Annotated in this window: 15 protein-coding genes; 14 read left to right on the top strand and 1 reads right to left on the bottom strand. The window is 37.1% G+C overall.

The genetic code is table 11. From position 1 onward, the window contains the following. Position 1: 1 nt before the first annotated feature. Entirely contained in the window at positions 2-439 is a 438-nt protein-coding gene (gene mobA / locus VLC96_RS04010; RefSeq protein WP_325260798.1) for a conjugal transfer protein MobA, read from the bottom strand. Positions 440-1,158: 719 nt separating this feature from the next. Here mobA and VLC96_RS04005 point away from each other — a divergent pair. The 14 genes from VLC96_RS04005 to traN all read left to right on the top strand — a co-directional run bounded on the left by VLC96_RS04005 (position 1,159) and on the right by traN (position 17,014). Next, positions 1,159-1,926 carry a ParA family protein gene (locus tag VLC96_RS04005; RefSeq protein WP_325260762.1) on the top strand — a complete coding sequence of 256 codons (768 nt, stop codon included), beginning with the start codon at positions 1,159-1,161 and terminating at the stop codon, positions 1,924-1,926. Positions 1,927-1,930: 4 nt separating this feature from the next. Continuing rightward, on the top strand, positions 1,931-2,347 hold the full coding sequence (locus VLC96_RS04000; RefSeq protein ID WP_325260761.1) for a DUF3408 domain-containing protein: 417 nt from the start codon (positions 1,931-1,933) through the stop codon (positions 2,345-2,347). Between the two features lie 2 nt (positions 2,348-2,349). Next, positions 2,350-2,982, top strand: a complete 633-nt coding sequence (locus VLC96_RS03995) for a conjugal transfer protein TraD (protein ID WP_325260760.1) — start codon at positions 2,350-2,352, stop codon at positions 2,980-2,982. 775 nt (positions 2,983-3,757) lie between these two features. Further along, positions 3,758-6,556: an outer membrane beta-barrel family protein gene (locus tag VLC96_RS03990; RefSeq protein ID WP_325260759.1), complete on the top strand. Its 2,799-nt coding sequence runs from the start codon at positions 3,758-3,760 to the stop codon at positions 6,554-6,556. Between the two features lie 4 nt (positions 6,557-6,560). Beyond that, complete coding sequence (locus tag VLC96_RS03985; protein ID WP_325260758.1) at positions 6,561-7,343, top strand: GLPGLI family protein; 783 nt, start codon at positions 6,561-6,563, stop codon at positions 7,341-7,343. 1,244 nt (positions 7,344-8,587) lie between these two features. Further along, positions 8,588-8,893, top strand: coding sequence for a DUF4134 domain-containing protein (locus tag VLC96_RS03980; RefSeq protein ID WP_325260757.1), 306 nt, complete (start codon positions 8,588-8,590; stop codon positions 8,891-8,893). A gap of 11 nt (positions 8,894-8,904) precedes the next feature. Beyond that, positions 8,905-9,234 (top strand): DUF4133 domain-containing protein, encoded by a 330-nt coding sequence (locus tag VLC96_RS03975; RefSeq protein ID WP_325260756.1) that lies wholly within the window; start codon positions 8,905-8,907, stop codon positions 9,232-9,234. Further along, on the top strand, positions 9,231-11,726 hold the full coding sequence (locus VLC96_RS03970) for a TraG family conjugative transposon ATPase (protein ID WP_325260755.1): 2,496 nt from the start codon (positions 9,231-9,233) through the stop codon (positions 11,724-11,726). Before VLC96_RS03975 ends, VLC96_RS03970 begins: the two co-directional genes overlap by 4 nt. Before the next feature lie 48 nt (positions 11,727-11,774). Beyond that, on the top strand, positions 11,775-12,389 hold the full coding sequence (locus VLC96_RS03965) for a DUF4141 domain-containing protein (RefSeq protein WP_491700813.1): 615 nt from the start codon (positions 11,775-11,777) through the stop codon (positions 12,387-12,389). A gap of 3 nt (positions 12,390-12,392) precedes the next feature. Then, positions 12,393-13,385 (top strand): conjugative transposon protein TraJ, encoded by a 993-nt coding sequence (gene traJ / locus VLC96_RS03960; protein WP_325260753.1) that lies wholly within the window; start codon positions 12,393-12,395, stop codon positions 13,383-13,385. 24 nt (positions 13,386-13,409) lie between these two features. Continuing rightward, complete coding sequence (gene traK, locus VLC96_RS03955; protein ID WP_325260752.1) at positions 13,410-14,033, top strand: conjugative transposon protein TraK; 624 nt, start codon at positions 13,410-13,412, stop codon at positions 14,031-14,033. Between the two features lie 10 nt (positions 14,034-14,043). Continuing rightward, positions 14,044-14,472, top strand: coding sequence for a hypothetical protein (locus VLC96_RS03950; protein WP_325260751.1), 429 nt, complete (start codon positions 14,044-14,046; stop codon positions 14,470-14,472). 294 nt (positions 14,473-14,766) lie between these two features. Continuing rightward, positions 14,767-16,095, top strand: a complete 1,329-nt coding sequence (gene traM, locus VLC96_RS03945; protein WP_325260750.1) for a conjugative transposon protein TraM — start codon at positions 14,767-14,769, stop codon at positions 16,093-16,095. A 25-nt stretch (positions 16,096-16,120) separates the two neighbouring features. Beyond that, on the top strand, positions 16,121-17,014 hold the full coding sequence (gene traN, locus VLC96_RS03940) for a conjugative transposon protein TraN (RefSeq protein WP_325260749.1): 894 nt from the start codon (positions 16,121-16,123) through the stop codon (positions 17,012-17,014). Positions 17,015-17,018 lie beyond the last annotated feature (4 nt).

Below are 17,018 nucleotides of genomic sequence, written 5' to 3'. Positions count from 1 at the left end.
TTCAATACTGTTTTTTCAAATGATTTGCTTCAAATTCTTCTGTGAGCTGAATGATTTTTTGACATAACACAGCCATTTCAGCCGTCTGTTTTTCCAATTTGTAGAGATACGCGGACGCTTTTTTCTCTGAAAAATTGCGGTACAGTAACTTTACAATCTGGTTGTAATTCACGCCAATGGATCGGAATTGACTGTGAAAGGAAGTCAACCGCATATAAAAATCCAACGTGGCCTTGTCAATTTTGACAGTTTTAATCTCTTTACCAAACAGTACGGAGATGATAAATTTTGCTTTATTGGCCATTCCTGATGCTTCAAAAAGCGATAATAATTTCGCGTTTTCTTCGTCTGTAAGGCGAAAAACATGACGGTGAATACTCGGATCGGTCTTAGGAGTTCGTCCGCCTTTATTCTGTTTTCTGTTATTGTTTTCTTTCATCATTAATCCATTTTTAACTTCAACAAAAAAAGCCTGACTTCGGAAGGGTTTTCAGTTCCCGGCAGGGCAAGTTGTTTTGAGGCACGAACTCGGTTTCGAGTGCCTCAAAACACAACTTGCCGTGTTCTGGCGAACACAAAAATCCGCCCTGCGGGACGGATTAAATGTAGCAGGGAAAAACGGCTTCAGGCCGTTTCCCTTACTCACTGATATGTCAAAAGGCTTATGCATAAAACCATTAATAAAATCACATTACAAAGTAAATCTCTCTTTATGAGAATATTGCAGAGCGTCTTAATGCCAAATAGTGCCAATGAACGCTGATATGTTCCAGTATAGAATAAGTACTTATATATCTGCATTTCTTTGTACCTGAATGTGTATGTAGGCAGTTAGGTATGTTGGTACGTACCAATGTAGGGACGTTAGTAAGCATGTAGTTACTTATCTATGTGTAGGCGTACTGATGTGGATACTTGCAGGTGAGAATATATATTCACATGGTTGCATAAGTACAAATTTACAGATATGGGTATATATATAATTATTTCTAAAGATAGATGCCTAAATGTATTGGTACTTAAAGATATATATACATATTTATGAGTTCAAGTAGAGTTCTACGTACATAGCTCTACAAAAAATTGCATGAGTATGGCTAACAATGGATTTGTATATAAATATGTAGAGATATAAGTGAATATTAAATACAATTAAAAATGAAAACAGAACACAAAACAGTATTCATTGCTTTTTCTTCCCAAAAGGGAGGCGTAGGCAAAAGCACATTTACAGCTCTTGTGGCCAGTAATTTGCATTATCGCTTGGGTTTCAATGTCGCAGTATTCGATGCCGATTTCCCACAACATAGTTTAATGAAAATGAAAACTCGAGATTTGGCTATGGTTATGGAAAATGAGTTTTTAAAAAGAGCGGCTTTCAAACAATTTACGACCATTAACAAAAAAGCTTATCAGATCATTCAACATAAGGCTGATGGGGTATTGGAGGCGGCGAATGATTTTTTAGAATCTGCTCCCGTTCCGGTTGATTTTATCTTTTTTGACCTGCCGGGAACAGTTAACACTCCTGGTATTTTGAAAGCTTTGTCAGGGATGCACCATATTTTTACGCCTATTATAGCAGATCGTGTAGTTATGGAAAGTACGCTTGTTTTTAGCCAGCTGATGAAGGATGTTATTATGAAAAAAGGAGAAACCTCCATTGAAACCATTAACCTGTTTTGGAATCAGGTAGATGGTCGAGAACGTTCGCCTTTGTACGATGTTTATAATAAACTTATTGGCGAGTTGGGATTAAGCTTGATGCAATCTCAAATCATGAACAGTACACGTTTTCGCAAGGAAAGTGAAGTTGGCGCAAAGACTGTTTTTCGGTCAACTTTAATGCCACCCGATGAACGCTTGATGAACTCTTGCCGATTAGATCAGTTTATGACAGAATTTTTAAGAATCGTTCAATTGTAATACGATGGAAAAAGACAATAAGAAAAAAATAATTCCTGAAATCAACGAAGAGTTAATGATGAATTTAATGGTTGATGGAGTAAAAAAGGAGGGATTGGAACTTCCCCAAGAAGAATCCGAAATTCTGGTAAAAACATTCCATGAAAAGCCTTTAGCGAAGGAACGAAACAGAGGGAAGAAGGTAAATGATCAGGATTATAAAAATATATTTTTTAAAAAGACTGTTACCAATGCCCGTGATGGCAAAACGGTATATATCCGACCTGATTTTCATGAAAAACTGTCCCGAATTGTACAAGTTATTGGCGAAGATAAGATAACCATTTATGCCTACTTGGACAATCTTCTCGAATATCACTTTCAGGAGTTTGGTGAGCAGATCACCACAAGTTTTAATGATAAATACAAACCTATTTTATGACTATGGAAGCAGTAATTGTTATATGTCAGCTCATTGTTATTATCCTGTTATTGCAGGACAAGATTGTAATCAAAAAAATATCGCAACAAAGGTCAAAACAGAAAAAAATTAATCAGAACCTGCCAGATATTATGGGGCAACCCAAACCAATGAGAAGTCTTTCGATGCCAAAGGATGCCACTGAAAGCCAAAATAAAAAGCAGGACATGAGAATAGATATTTTTGATATTGAAATCGACTATGAAGAGGTCGATTTGCAAATTCCGCAGGAAGAGCTGGACGAAGTTTTAGAAAATATGCCTGATTTTGATGAAGAGGAAGAAGAATGGAACAGGTATGGAATATTTGGTGGGAATGACGGTTTTGCCCAAGGGGTTACCTTTGAAGAACTAAGCACCGTGGGGATGTTGTTGAAAAAAGAAAAATTGGAGCCATCCCAAAAGGAAACTGCAGTTGCTATAGTTCAGAAGATACAGGGAACCGAATTATTCAGCCTACTGGAAAATTCTATGGAAAGTGCTTCCCGTAAAATAGCGGAGCTGTTGGACGGGAGCCTTTCTTCTGAAACTAATTCCGGTTCTTCCATTTTGCGGAAAAAGGATTTGCAGGATTTTGATATTGGGGAGTTTGTGTGAGTAAGTTGTATGTCAAATTAATTTGGTTTAAATCCATTCATGGTCACTATAAAAAAGCAAAAGCCTGAGAACATAAGATCCTCAGGCTTTTTTTATGGTTCAAAAATCCTTTCGAAATTTTTTCTGTTTTACAAAGTTAGTATTTGAGGGCAATTTCGGTTCGAACTCCATCAAGGATCATCATTTTTTTTATGAAAGATATACTTCTTACCTTAGTCTCTACTTTTTGTTTGCATGTCCATTATCATACTATATAATTTTATTAGATCAAATGGAAGAACATAGCCAACTATAATATTAGTAGTTCCAGCAGCACTCTGCAGATAATCAGAGCGAAATCGTAATCAACGTAGATGAACCTCCATTCAAGAATTTAAGATCAGCATAACATTGAAAATATTGGCAAAAAAACATGATTATAAGTATAAATAATTAATCATGACAATAAAAGTAAAGTCTTTATTAATATTGTAGTATTTTTATTTATTTTTGAACTATATTCATGTTTAACTATTATAGTGACAATCATTAATTAAAATCGTTAAAATTTACACCGCTAGCAACCAAAACCACGCAAAAAAATTATGAATTTCAAAAAATCAAGTCACTATACTTCAGCAAACCTGTATCAAAAGGTGCTATTTCAATTTCAATTGTAGAATCTACAATCTTGCTTAATCCAAAAACAAATCACACAACAAGTGCATTTTAGTTCTATTTCTCAAAAAATAGAATAGAACAATAATGCCTCTTTTCAAAAAACCACAACCAATTAATGAGACAAACAATTCTACTATTATGTTGCTTTCTTTTTTTATCAAATACTTTGCAGGCACAAAGATCAGGCACAGTTAAAGGATATGTAACAGATACCATAAACAATACTACTTTAACGAATGCATCAGTCTCTTTGTTAAGAGCACAAGATTCCATTTTAATAAAATTTACCCGAGCCAAAGAAAATGGTTATTTTGAGTTCAATAATATTAAAGCCGGTAAATTTATTTTACTGGTTTCTTATCCCAAATATGCAGATTTTGTGGATCAATTTCCTGTTGATTCCACAAAGTTAATCCAAGATTATGGTAAAATTAATTTGGCTGATAAAGGAAGATTACTATCCGAAGTAATTATAAAAGGCAATAGAGCCGCCATGAAAATCAAAGGAGATACGTTAGAATTTGATCCAAAAGCATTTAAAATAGAACCTAATGCAAAAGTGGAAGATCTGATAAAACAATTCCCAGGAATACAAATTGATAAGGATGGAAAAATTACCGCTCAAGGCGAAACTGTAACCAAAGTTTTGGTTGATGGTGAAGAATTTTTTGGAGACGATCCAACTTTAGTTACAAAAAATCTACGTGCGGACATGGTTGATAAAGTACAATTGTACGACAAAAAAAGTGATCAGGCCGCTTTTACAGGAATTGATGATGGTCAGAAAACCAAAACTCTAAATGTTAAACTTAAAGAAGACAAAAAAAATGGTCATTTCGGGAAAGTAGAACTCGGAGGAGGAACTGATAATTTTTACAAAGGTCAAGCCATGTTTAATAAGTTTTGGGATAAGAAAAAATTAGCAGCTTATGGCATTTTAGGCAACACCGGACAAGTAGGATTAGGATGGGGAGATAAAGATAAATATGGCCAAAGTAGTTATCAAGTAACTGATGACGGCGGTATTAGTTTTTCAAACAATGGAAATGATGAATTAGATAGTTGGGATGGACAATTTAATGGTGAAGGAATTCCAGTAGCTCAAACTGGCGGAATTCATTTTGACAATAAATGGAACAACGATAAAGAATCTATCAATATAAATTATAAAATCGGCGATATCAAACTTTCAGGAAATCGCAATGATATTAACCAGCAAAATTTAAGTTCTAGTAGTATTTATAATACTTCAGACAAGAGTTTTGAGAAAAACATGACTAAAAATAAACTTGATCTAGCTTATGAAATTAAAATTGATACTACTTTAACTTTAAAATTAAATGTAGATGGATTATTTAAAAATAGTAATTCAAGTGATGCAGAAATACGAAAAGGTACTGACGAACAAGGTAACCAATTGAATAATTCGAAACAGACAACTACAAACGATGTTGATGATAAAATATTTAATATAAATACTTTATTAACCAAAAGACTTAAAAAAACGGGCCGAACATTATCTCTTAATTTAAGCCAATCAAATACAGATAGCAAAAGTGATGGTTATTTAAATTCTAGAGCTGAATTTTTTACACCATCCGTAATTAGTCCAGATAGCACCAAAGTAGTCGATCAAAATAAAATCAATAATATTAGCAATACAGCTTTTAAATCAAATTTAATCTATACCGAACCGTTATCCAAAAGTCTAACTGTAATTCTTAATTATGGATTCAACAATAGTAAAGGAAAAGCTGATCGTAAATCTTTTAATCAGTCTTCAAATGGCGATTATAATGTTTTGGATCCCATCTTTAGTAATAATTATGAATTAGACCAAACGATAAACCAACTTGGAGCGATTTTTAATTACAAAAAAAATAAAACTGTTTTTTCTTTTGGTTCTAAAATTAGTGGTGTAAACTTTGAACAATATGATGTTTATACAGATAGTTCTTTTAAGCAAAAATTTATCAACTATATGCCTCAGATAAACTATCAATATAATTTTAAACAAAGAGAAGTACTGCGTCTATCGTATAACGGAAACACTGACCAGCCGACACTAGATCAAATACAGCCGATACCAAATAATCTAAACCAATTAAATACGATTTTGGGTAATCCAAATTTAGATCCTTCTTTTAGAAATAATTTTAGAGGAAATTATTATTCGTATAAAGTACTTAGCAATCAATATTTTTCGGTTAATGGATCGTATAATTTTACGGTAGATCCAATAATAAGTAATGTGGTTACAAATGACAGAGGACAAAGTATATCACAATTTGTAAACCTAAAAAACAAAGCTGCAACAAGTTATTATTTGAATACTAATTTTGGCAAAACAATCAAAGCCATAGACATGACAGCTGGAATTGGTTTAAGTGCCAACAAAAATGTAGACTATAATTACATCAATACAAAACTGAATCAAACTAAAAATTCAAGTTATTCCTTTAATTTAAACTTATCAAAGTATAAAGAAAAAAAATACAATTTTAATACTAACTTCGGACCTACTTACAACGTTGCTGATGCAAGCATTAACGAAAATAGTGATAGCAATGGCTGGGGTTTTAATGGAAATTTCTGGACTAGTATAGAATTACCTTTCAAACTAGAAATTAGCACAGATGGTAATTATCAATATAATGGAAAAACGCAAGTGATTCAGGAAACTTTTGAACGTTTTATTTGGAATGCATCTATCACCAAAAAATTCTTAAAATCAGATAATTTAAGAGTTTCAATAACGGGAAGAGATCTTTTGAACCAAAATGTAGGATTTAATCGTTCTGCATTCAATGGAAATATCAACCAAAGTACTTATACCACTATACAAAGATACATTATGTTCTCTGTAAGCTGGGATTTCAGCAAAATGGGCGGAGGAGAAATTAAACAAAACTAAAACCATGAAAACAATAATAAATCGCATCTTAATTTTAATAATTGTATTGACAAGCTGCAATACTTTTGCACAAAACAACCACTTTGTACAAAATGGCGTAATCGAATTTGAGAAAAAATCGAATATGTATGCATTGATTACAAAAAAAATAAAAGGAGAAACGGATAGTTATTATCAAGCTGCTTTTGAAAGTTATAAAAAAACCAATCCACAATTTAAAATTACAAAAAGCATTCTCAGTTTTTCAAAAAACAAGAGTTTATACAAATGGGATGAAACAAATCAATCAGCAGCCAACAGTTGGATTGGTGACGATGCAATGGCTAATTTAAAAAATGTTATTGCCACAGATCTTGATACAAAAACCAGTATTACACAAAAAAATGTTTATGACGATTTATACTTAGTTAAAGACAGTTTACGCAAAATTGATTGGAAAATTACCGATGAAACAAGAGAAATTGCAGGTTATGAATGCCGCAGAGCAAATGCTATAGTTCTCGATTCAGTTTATGTTGTTGCCTATTACACTATTCAAATTCCATTCTCAGGCGGTCCTGAATCTTTTACAGGCTTACCTGGAACAATTTTAGGCTTGGCAATGCCACATGAAAATATGACATGGTTTGCCACAAAAGTTACTGAAATTCCAGTTTCTGACAAAGATTTAGCTCCACCAATTAAAGGTAAACCTACCGACAATAAAGAACTAAACAAAACACTTTTGGATGCTTTGAAAGACTGGGGAAAATGGGCAAAAAAAACATTACAAGCCTACTCTTTGTAACTAGCTATTAAAACTGACAAGTTTAACTCCAGTTTTAACTACATAAATTACCTCAAAGAGTTAGCAAGTAATCAAGATTCTAATGAGAAGGCTGAATCTGATTCAATAAGGCGATCTCTTAAAAACTTATTTCCACAAAGAAGTTATAGTAGCATAGATGAAACATTACTGAAAATAAAAAAGAGTAGAAGTACTTTGGATTTTTTAAATGTAATTGAAGAACTAAAAACTCCTTCAAGCAGAGAATTTACTGATAAGCTTATCAGTGCGTGAATAAAACTTCAAGGAAATAGAATATACCGTGGAAATTATTCAGAAGATGATAGAAATACTTTCATAGCTTCTATATTGGAAGCTAGTGATTACAACACAAAAGATCAAACGAGATGGAGTACATCAGTGGCTGGTAAATCAGCTGGAGAAATCGATATTTTTATTTATGACAAAAAAGGTTCCCCTTTTACAATTTTGAGGCTTTAAATTTAGATTCACTTAAAACTGATTACACAATACTTCATATAAATAAGATTTTTACATATGATACTTCTGGTCTTGAATGCAATTTTATTTTAGTTTATTCGTCAGCTAAAAAATTTAGTGAATTTTGGAATAAATACACCACCTTCATTTCCAAACATACTTATCAATATCAATTTTTGTCTTTTGAAGAAATAAATGACTACCCATATACAGATATCAAAATAGGAAAGGCTAAACATTTAAGAAATGGCAAGGAAGTATTATTATATCACATAGTAGTTGACCTTTTATGACTTATATTGTAAACCTAATTATTTGTGTTGAATCATTTCTTTCTTCAATATATGCTTTGGGGAGAACCCCGAGCTATTAACAATTCCAGTACATTTTGCAATAGTTTCTATATTCCATCGACTATAATTCTGTCTATTATAATTAAGGATAGGATAGTATTTAGTAGAACCACCTGTATAACCTTTACCGACGCCAATAACCACACAACAAGTTCGATTGGATTAACTGATCATCCAAAACTATTATATTTACCCCAATCATCTTTGTCTTCTGATTAACTAGCAGATGAAACACGTTAACTACATAAAAAATTAGAGAGGTTAAGACATTAAAATGCTATTTGTAATGCCACTTACTGCCAAATAATTCCTCTAAAAGCTACTTCATTTTAACATCGCAATTTCCGTGACAAATTTGTTCCGAAATCCTGCAACGAGCAGGAATAAGTAACAAATTAATTCATTCAAATCATGGAAAAACAAAGAAAAAAAGTCCTGCTTGCAATAATGGTAATGCTGTCAGGCTTTGGTGCATTTGCACAAGGAGATGGTTCAGCAGGTATAACCGAGGCTACCCAAATGGTAACTTCTTATTTTGATCCTGCTACACAGCTAATTTACGCCATTGGGGCAGTGGTAGGCCTTATAGGGGGTGTTAAAGTGTATGGCAAATTCAGTTCAGGTGATCCTGATACAAGCAAGACGGCTGCAAGCTGGTTTGGTGCCTGTATCTTTTTGATTGTTGCAGCAACCATTTTGCGTTCATTCTTCCTTTAATCCCTTGTCTTATGAATTACAATATCAATAAAGGCATCGGAAGAACGGCTGAATTTAAGGGGCTGAAAGCACAATACCTGTTCATTTTCGCAGGTGGACTGCTTGGTACGCTCATCCTGGTGATGATACTTTACATGGCCGGCGTAAACTCGTATATCTGTTTGTTTCTTGGAGCAGGCGGTGCTTCATTGATAGTATGGCAGACCTTTTCACTGAACAAAAAGTATGGTGAACATGGGCTAATGAAAATCGGTGCAAGAAAAAGGCATCCCCGATACATCATCTGTCGTAAGCCGGTACGCCGCTATTTAAGGTTCACCCCTAAATTGAAAGTCGTATGAGAAATGTAGCCAAGATCACAACGCTGGAAAATAAGTTTCCCTTACTTGCGGTAGAAAACAATTGTATCCTGTCAAAGGATGCTGACATTACCGCCTGTTTTGAAGTGCGTTTGCCGGAACTGTTCACGGTGGCTTCTGCGGAGTATGAAGCCATTCATTCCGCTTGGCACAAAGCCATCAAGTCTTTGCCCGATTATACGGTTATCCATAAACAGGACTGGTACATCAAGGAAAACTATGCGCCCGACATTGCGGATGATGGTTTGAGTTTTTTGGGTAAATCCTATCAGCAACATTTTAATGAACGCCCTTTTCTCAACCACTATTGTTATCTGTTCCTGACCAAGACCTCTAAGGAGAGAATGCGTATGCAGAGCAACTTTTCATCGCTTTGTAAAGGAGCTCTCATACCAAAAGAAATCAGGGATAAGGAAGTAATCCATCGCTTTATGGAAGGGGTGGAACAGTTTGAACGTATTGCAAATGATAGCGGATTTGTCGGCCTAAGACGCCTTTCGGAAGAGGACATCATTGGTACCGATGAAAAACAAGGAATACTCGAACAGTATCTAACGCTGTCAAAGGAAGCAGGGAAATCAATGCAGGACATCGCATTGGGAGCAGAAGAAGTGCGGATAGGCAACAAAAGATTATGCTTGCACACCTTATCTGATACGGATGACCTGCCGTCAACCGTGTCGGTAGATACCCGTTTCGAAAAACTATCTACCGACCGAAGCGACTGCCGTTTGTCATTTGCTGCTCCAGTGGGATTGCTCTTAAGCTGCAATCACATCTATAACCAATATCTGTTTTTGGATAACAGTGAAGATAACCTGCAAAAGTTTGAAAAGTCCGCAAGGAATATGCACTCATTGGCTCGTTATAGCCGTGCCAACCAAATCAATAAAGAATGGATAGAACGCTATTTGAATGAAGCACATTCATTCGGACTGTCGTCCATCAGGGCTCACTTCAACGTCATGGCTTGGTCGGATGATCTTGGTGAACTTAAACACCTAAAGAACGACAGCGGTAGTGCCTTGGCACTGATGGAATGCAAACCCCGTCACAATACCACCGATGTAGCGACACTCTACTGGGCAGGAATGCCGGGAAATGCTGGAGATTTTCCAAGTGAAGAAAGTTTTTATACCTTCATTGAGCCGGCTTTGTGCTTCTTTACAGAAGAAACCAACTATCATAATTCGCCATCGCCGTTTGGTATCAAGATGGCAGACCGTCTGACCGGGAAACCCATTCATCTGGATATTTCCGACCTGCCGATGAAGCGTGGTATTATCACGAATCGGAACAAGTTTATATTGGGGCCGTCGGGAAGTGGCAAATCTTTCTTTACCAACCACATGGTTCGGCAATACTATGAGCAAGGTGCACACGTCTTGCTTGTTGATACGGGTAACTCATATCAGGGACTGTGTGAACTTATCAAAGGGAAAACCAAAGGCGAAGACGGGGTCTACTTCACTTACACAGAAGACAATCCTATTGCCTTTAATCCTTTCTATACCGATGACGGTGTTTTCGACATCGAAAAAAGAGAAAGTGTCAAAACCCTGATACTTACGCTTTGGAAACGAGATAATGAACCGCCGACCCGTTCCGAAGAAGTGGCCTTGTCCAATGCGGTAAGCGGCTATATCGAACGTATAAAACAGGATGATGCATATCCTTCTTTCAATGGTTTTTATGAGTATGTGCAAGGCGATTATCGTAAGGTATTGGAAGAAAAACAGGTTCGGGAAAAAGACTTTGACATTGCCAATTTTCTGAACGTACTGGAACCTTACTATAAAGGAGGGGAGTACGACTACCTGCTCAATTCTGATAAGCAATTAGACCTGCTTTCCAAACGCTTCATTGTGTTTGAAATTGATGCAATCAAAGATCATAAAATTTTGTTTCCCATTGTGACCATCATCATTATGGAGGTATTCATCAACAAAATGCGAAGACTGAAAGGCATCCGAAAGCTCATCCTGATTGAAGAGGCTTGGAAAGCTATTGCCAAAGAGGGAATGGCAGAATATATAAAGTATCTCTTCAAAACGGTCAGAAAGTTTTTTGGAGAGGCTATCGTAGTGACACAGGAAGTCGATGATATCATTCAGTCGCCTATAGTCAAGGAAAGCATCATTAACAACTCCGATTGTAAAATTCTGCTTGACCAGCGCAAATACATGAACAAGTTCGATGATATACAGGCTATGCTCGGACTTACGGATAAGGAGAAGGGACAGGTGCTTTCGATCAACATGAACAATGACCCATCAAGGCTTTACAAGGAAGTATGGATTGGTTTGGGTGGAACGCATTCGGCGGTATATGCCACAGAAGTGTCCGCCCATGAATATCTCGCCTATACCACCGAGGAAACGGAGAAAATGGAAGTGATGAGGCTTGCCGCTGAACTAGGTGGAAATGTAGAACTGGCTATTAAGCGGATAGTCCAGCAAAGAAGAGAAAAGTAAAAACATTTATAAATCAAATAACGAACAACAATGAACAAAATATTTTTTATGGTGTTGACAGCCCTAATGCTGGCTGTAGCACCATCCGCAAAAGCCCAATGGGTAGTTACAGACCCCACAAATTTGGCTCAGGGAATTGTTAACAGTGCCAATGAAATTGTGCAGACTTCATCCACCGTATCCAATGTCATTAAAAATTTTAAGGAAGTTGAAAAGGTATATAATCAAGGCAAAGAATACTATGATAAGTTGCAAGCAGTGAATAATCTGGTAAAAGATGCCCGAAAGGTACAGATGACGGTACTGTTGGTTGGTGATGTATCAGAAATCTATGTGCAGAATTTTGGCAAGATGATTAACGACCCTAGCTTTTCTACACAGGAATTAACAGCTATTGCCAATGGTTATTCTGCGCTGCTTAACGAAAGCACCACACTGCTTAAAGAACTCAAACAGATCGTAAGTGCTTCCAGCTTATCGCTAAATGATAAAGAACGTATGGATATTATTGACCGTGTGTACAAAGAAGTTAAGGAATATCATAGCCTTGTGCGCTATTTCACGAACAAAAATATCTCGGTAAGCTTTATAAGGGCAAAAAAGCAGAACAATACTAAAAGAGTACTCGAGCTCTACGGAACTGCTGGGCAAAAATACTGGTAGATTATGGAACCTAATAATCTTCACGAGGTTCTGCGCTCCTTGTATGATGAGATGCTGCCGCTGTCCGCCGATATGGCAGCAGTGGCTAAAGGAGTGGCCGGTTTGGGAGCTTTGTTTTATGTGGCCATTAAAGTATGGCAGTCACTAAGCAGGACAGAGCCTATTGATATTTACCCTTTGCTTCGTCCTTTTGCATTGGGTCTTTGTATTATGTTTTTCCCAACAATGGTACTTGGAACCATTAATGCTGTGTTAAGTCCACTGGTACAGGGGACCCATGCCATTCTTGAAAATCAGGTGCTTGACCTGAACGCCCTACAGACTAAAAAAGACCTGTTGGAACGCGAAGCAATGCTTCGGAATCCTGAAAACGCCTATTTGGTATCAAATGAAGAGTTTGATAAAAAACTGGAAGAACTGGGCTGGTCGCCATCCGATCTGGCCACGATGACAGGGATGTACATGGAAAGGGGGATTTACAGTATAGAACAGTCTGTAAAAAACTGGTTCAGGGAACTGTTAGAAATTCTGTTTCAGGCAGCTGCTCTGGTGATTGACACTCTGCGGACCTTCTTTTTGATTGTACTGTCCATATTGGGGCCAATTGCTTTTGCCATATCGGTATGGGATGGTTTTCAGCCCACACTTACGCAATGGCTTACACGATATATCAGTGTGTATTTATGGCTGCCTGTAGCAGACTTATTCAGTTCCATGCTTGCTAAGATACAATCCCTAATTATAGAAAGGGATATCGAGATGCTTGCCGATCCAACATTCATTCCCGATACTTCAAATACGGTGTATGTGATTTTTATGATCATTGGCATTGTGGGATATTTTACCATCCCTACAGTAACGGGCTGGATCATTCAGGCTGGAGGTGCGGGGAATTTTACCCGTAATGTGAACCAAACCGCAGTAAGAGCCGGAAATATTGCCGGAGCCGGAGGAGGTTCAGTAGTAGGGAATATTGGAGGTAAACTACTTAAGTAATGTAAAACCACTAATCTGTAAAAAATGGAATTTAAAACGCTAAGAAATATCGAAAACAGTTTTCGCCAAATCAGGCTTTATGCCCTTGTTTTTGCCGTTCTCTGCATAAGTGTAACAGGATATGCCGTATGGTCATCTTACCGGTTTGCTGAGGCACAACGTCAAAAAATTTATGTACTGGACAATGGAAAATCATTGATGCTGGCACTTGCACAAGATGCATCGATCAACCGTCCGGTTGAGGCAAGAGAACACGTAAGACGTTTTCACGAACTGTTCTTTACGTTGGCTCCCGATAAGAATGCTATCGAAAGCAATATGAGTAGAGCATTCAACCTTGCCGATAAAAGCGCCTTTGATTATTACAAGGATCTTTCGGAAAAAGGGTATTATAACCGTATCATATCGGGAAATGTGCAACAGCGTCTAGAAGTGGACAGTGTAGTATGCAATTTTGATAAGTATCCTTATGCGGTACGCACTTATGCCAAACAATTCATCGTCCGTTCCAGCAATGTAACCAAACGTAACCTGATTACATCCTGCTATCTCTTGAACTCTGTTCGATCTGATAACAACCCGCAGGGCTTTAATATCGAAAAGTTCGTTGTTGTAGAAAATAAAGATATAGAAGTCATCGAACGCTAAAAACAGTGTTATGGAAACATCAGCAGATTTAAACACGTTCGCTAAAATCCTCACCGACAAAGGGTATAGCGGTTATTTCCACACGCAGGGTGCGTATCCCGGAAAGCTAAAAGACAGTATCAGTGAATACCTCGAAAGTTGCCGTAAAGGCACCGACAGTCTGCCTAAACAAGAACTGTTGCTGATAAGCTACCTACAATGGTCAGGAGAAGATTCTCCTCGTGTAGAATGCAGTATGTGGGTACAATACCTGAACAGCAAATTCTCTCTCCACAGAATGGAGGTAGCAAAAAAAGATGGTTTCGGACAACTGCTGAAAAAATCTGATCTGACTGGCCTTTCGATACTATCCACACCCAAAGCGCTGGAAGCAATCGCATTGGTCAATGAAGAGCTCAATCAAAAGGAAGAAAAAAGACCAAAGCGTTTAAGGCTTTAACAAAAGAAATAGCAAGACCATGAAAGAATTGAGAGCAAACATAGGCAAGTATTTTGATAAGCTGGAAGAACGTTGGCGGGGACTTTCAGTACGAAAACAGCACCAATATATATTGTACTTCTTTATGGTTTATCTTTTGCTAACGGCTGGAATCATAGGTAAAATTTGGTATGATACTTCAATGTGCCGTAACGATTTAGTCATTGAGCATATCGAGAACCCTGTTACTAAAAGTAAATGAAAGTCCTGGAAAATTGCAGAACGCATTTTAAACAATTTTAAAAAATAAGATTTATGAAAGAAAATGATAACCAAAAAAAGGTTGTTCGGGTAACGGAGGGTAATCCGAAAGAAGCTGATGATTTACTGTTAGAGAGTAAACTGAACAAATCCCAAAAGCTTAAAAAATCACTCATTTTTGGTTTAATGGGCGTAGTTTTCATAGGCTGTATGTATTTAATTTTTAATCCTTCTTCCGATAAAAAAGAAATTGATAAAATTGGACTAAATGATAATGTGCCTCAGGCTACGGATGCAGCAATGCCTGCCGATAAGGGTAAGGCATATGAACAGGAAATGATGGAGCGTAAGAATCAGGAAAAGCAGAATGCCTTGACCTCTTTGTCTGATTACTGGAATACAGACGAAAAAAGTGAATTAGGAGAAGAATTGCCAGAAGAGGAAAAGGGCAATGAGGTTGGCAATGGAACCGGTAAAAACAGAAATCCTGCTTTGAACAGTTATCATAATGCACAAAGCACATTAGGCTTTTTCTATAAGGATGATAATTCTGAAACGCAGATACTCCGAAAGCAATTGGAGGAGTTAAAAGAAAAGCTGGCTGAGAAAGATGTTGCCGAAAAAGTGACGGTAGATGATCAATTGGCATTGATGGAGAAATCCTATCAGATGGCTGCAAAATATCTTCCTTCCAATGTTAAGACTGGAGAAACGGCACCTACCAGTGGTGCTGTTTCCGCGTCTCTTTCCTCTAGAGAAAAAGAGCAGTTTACGGCATTTATTTCTGCAAGAAAGAATGCCGTGTCTGCCTTGTACCGTGAGTCTTCCGACAGTGTCTTTTTAGCAGATTGGAGCCAGAAAAAGAACAGCCGTTTTTATACTGCTGGTGCTTTAGAACAAGTGGTGCAACCTAGAAATAGTATTAAAGCCTGTGTGATGGAAACTAAGACCATTATTGGTGACGGTGGTGTGCGCCTACGGTTATTGGAACCAGCCAAAACACCTAATCATACCATTCCTAAAGGAACAGTTTTAACGGCCAATGCCAAACTTGAGGGAGGACGTTTACAGCTTAAAGTTAGTTCCATAGAAATAGAAGGAAACATCATCTCGGTTGATATTTCGATTTATGATTTGGATGGACAACAGGGTCTGTATGTACCATCTTCGCCCGAAATGAATGCCCTTACCGAAATGGCTGGCAACATGAGCCAGCAAACCGGTACGAGCCTGATGCTTACCCAATCGGCAGGACAGCAGGTTGCTGCTGATTTGAGCCGTGGGGTTATACAAGGTGTTTCAGGCTATTTCTCCAAAAAAGTGAAGACACCAAAAGTTACTGTAAAGGCAGGATATCAATTATTCCTCGTCTCCAAAAAATAATGTTAAACTAAAACAGAATTAAACAATGAATAATCATTTTAGAACCTTTTGGGCATTTACCCTGATTATGGGCTTTGCCGTATTTTCTTTTGCGCAAGACAGTGCAAAAATCCCACTTGTTTTGGGCAAGATAGAACCCTACGATATGGATGTTACTTATGATAAGACATCCCACCTGATTTTTCCAGCAGTTATCCGCTATGTGGATCTGGGCAGTGAATACCTGATTGCGGGAAAAGCAGAAGATGCGGAAAATGTACTTCGTGTAAAAGCATCCGTAAAAGATTTTGAACCGGAAACCAATTTTTCGGTGATTACCAATGACGGTCGTTTTTACAGTTTCAATGTGCATTACAATTCATCTCCGGAGGTATTGAGTTATGACCTGCTGGCAATGCAAAAGGCAGTGGACAAAACGGGTGGAAATGATGTGCTTTTTGAAGAGTTGGGGAACAATTCACCATCTTTGGCGGGATTGTTACTGGAAACAATTTACAAAAACGATAAGCGCACCGTAAAACATATCAAAACGAAAAGTTTCGGTATACAGTTTATTCTCAAAGAAATTTACATCCATAATGGCAAATATTATTTTCATACGCAACTCGTAAACCGCACTAATGTTCCTTTTCAAATTGATTTTATTAATTTCAAGGTAATGGACAAAAAGTTCGCAAAGCGTACCGTGGTGCAGGAAATACCATTACTACCATTACGCACTTACAAGCCACTAGGTGAGATTGCCGGAAAAACAACCGATAAGAACGTGTTCCTGTTGGATCAGTTCACCATTGCTGACGACAAGGTGTTATTGATTGAGATTTTCGAGAAGAACGGGGGCAGGAATCAAAGGCTTCGGGTCAAAAATTCCGATCTAATAAAGGCTCGTTTGATTGACGATATCCAGCTGAAATTTTAAAAAA

The organism is Flavobacterium sp. (assembly GCF_035456085.1).
Lineage (GTDB): Bacteria > Bacteroidota > Bacteroidia > Flavobacteriales > Flavobacteriaceae > Flavobacterium.
The sequence above is the reverse complement of the archived record's forward strand: the minus strand, read 5'-3'. Positions and strand labels throughout refer to the sequence as shown.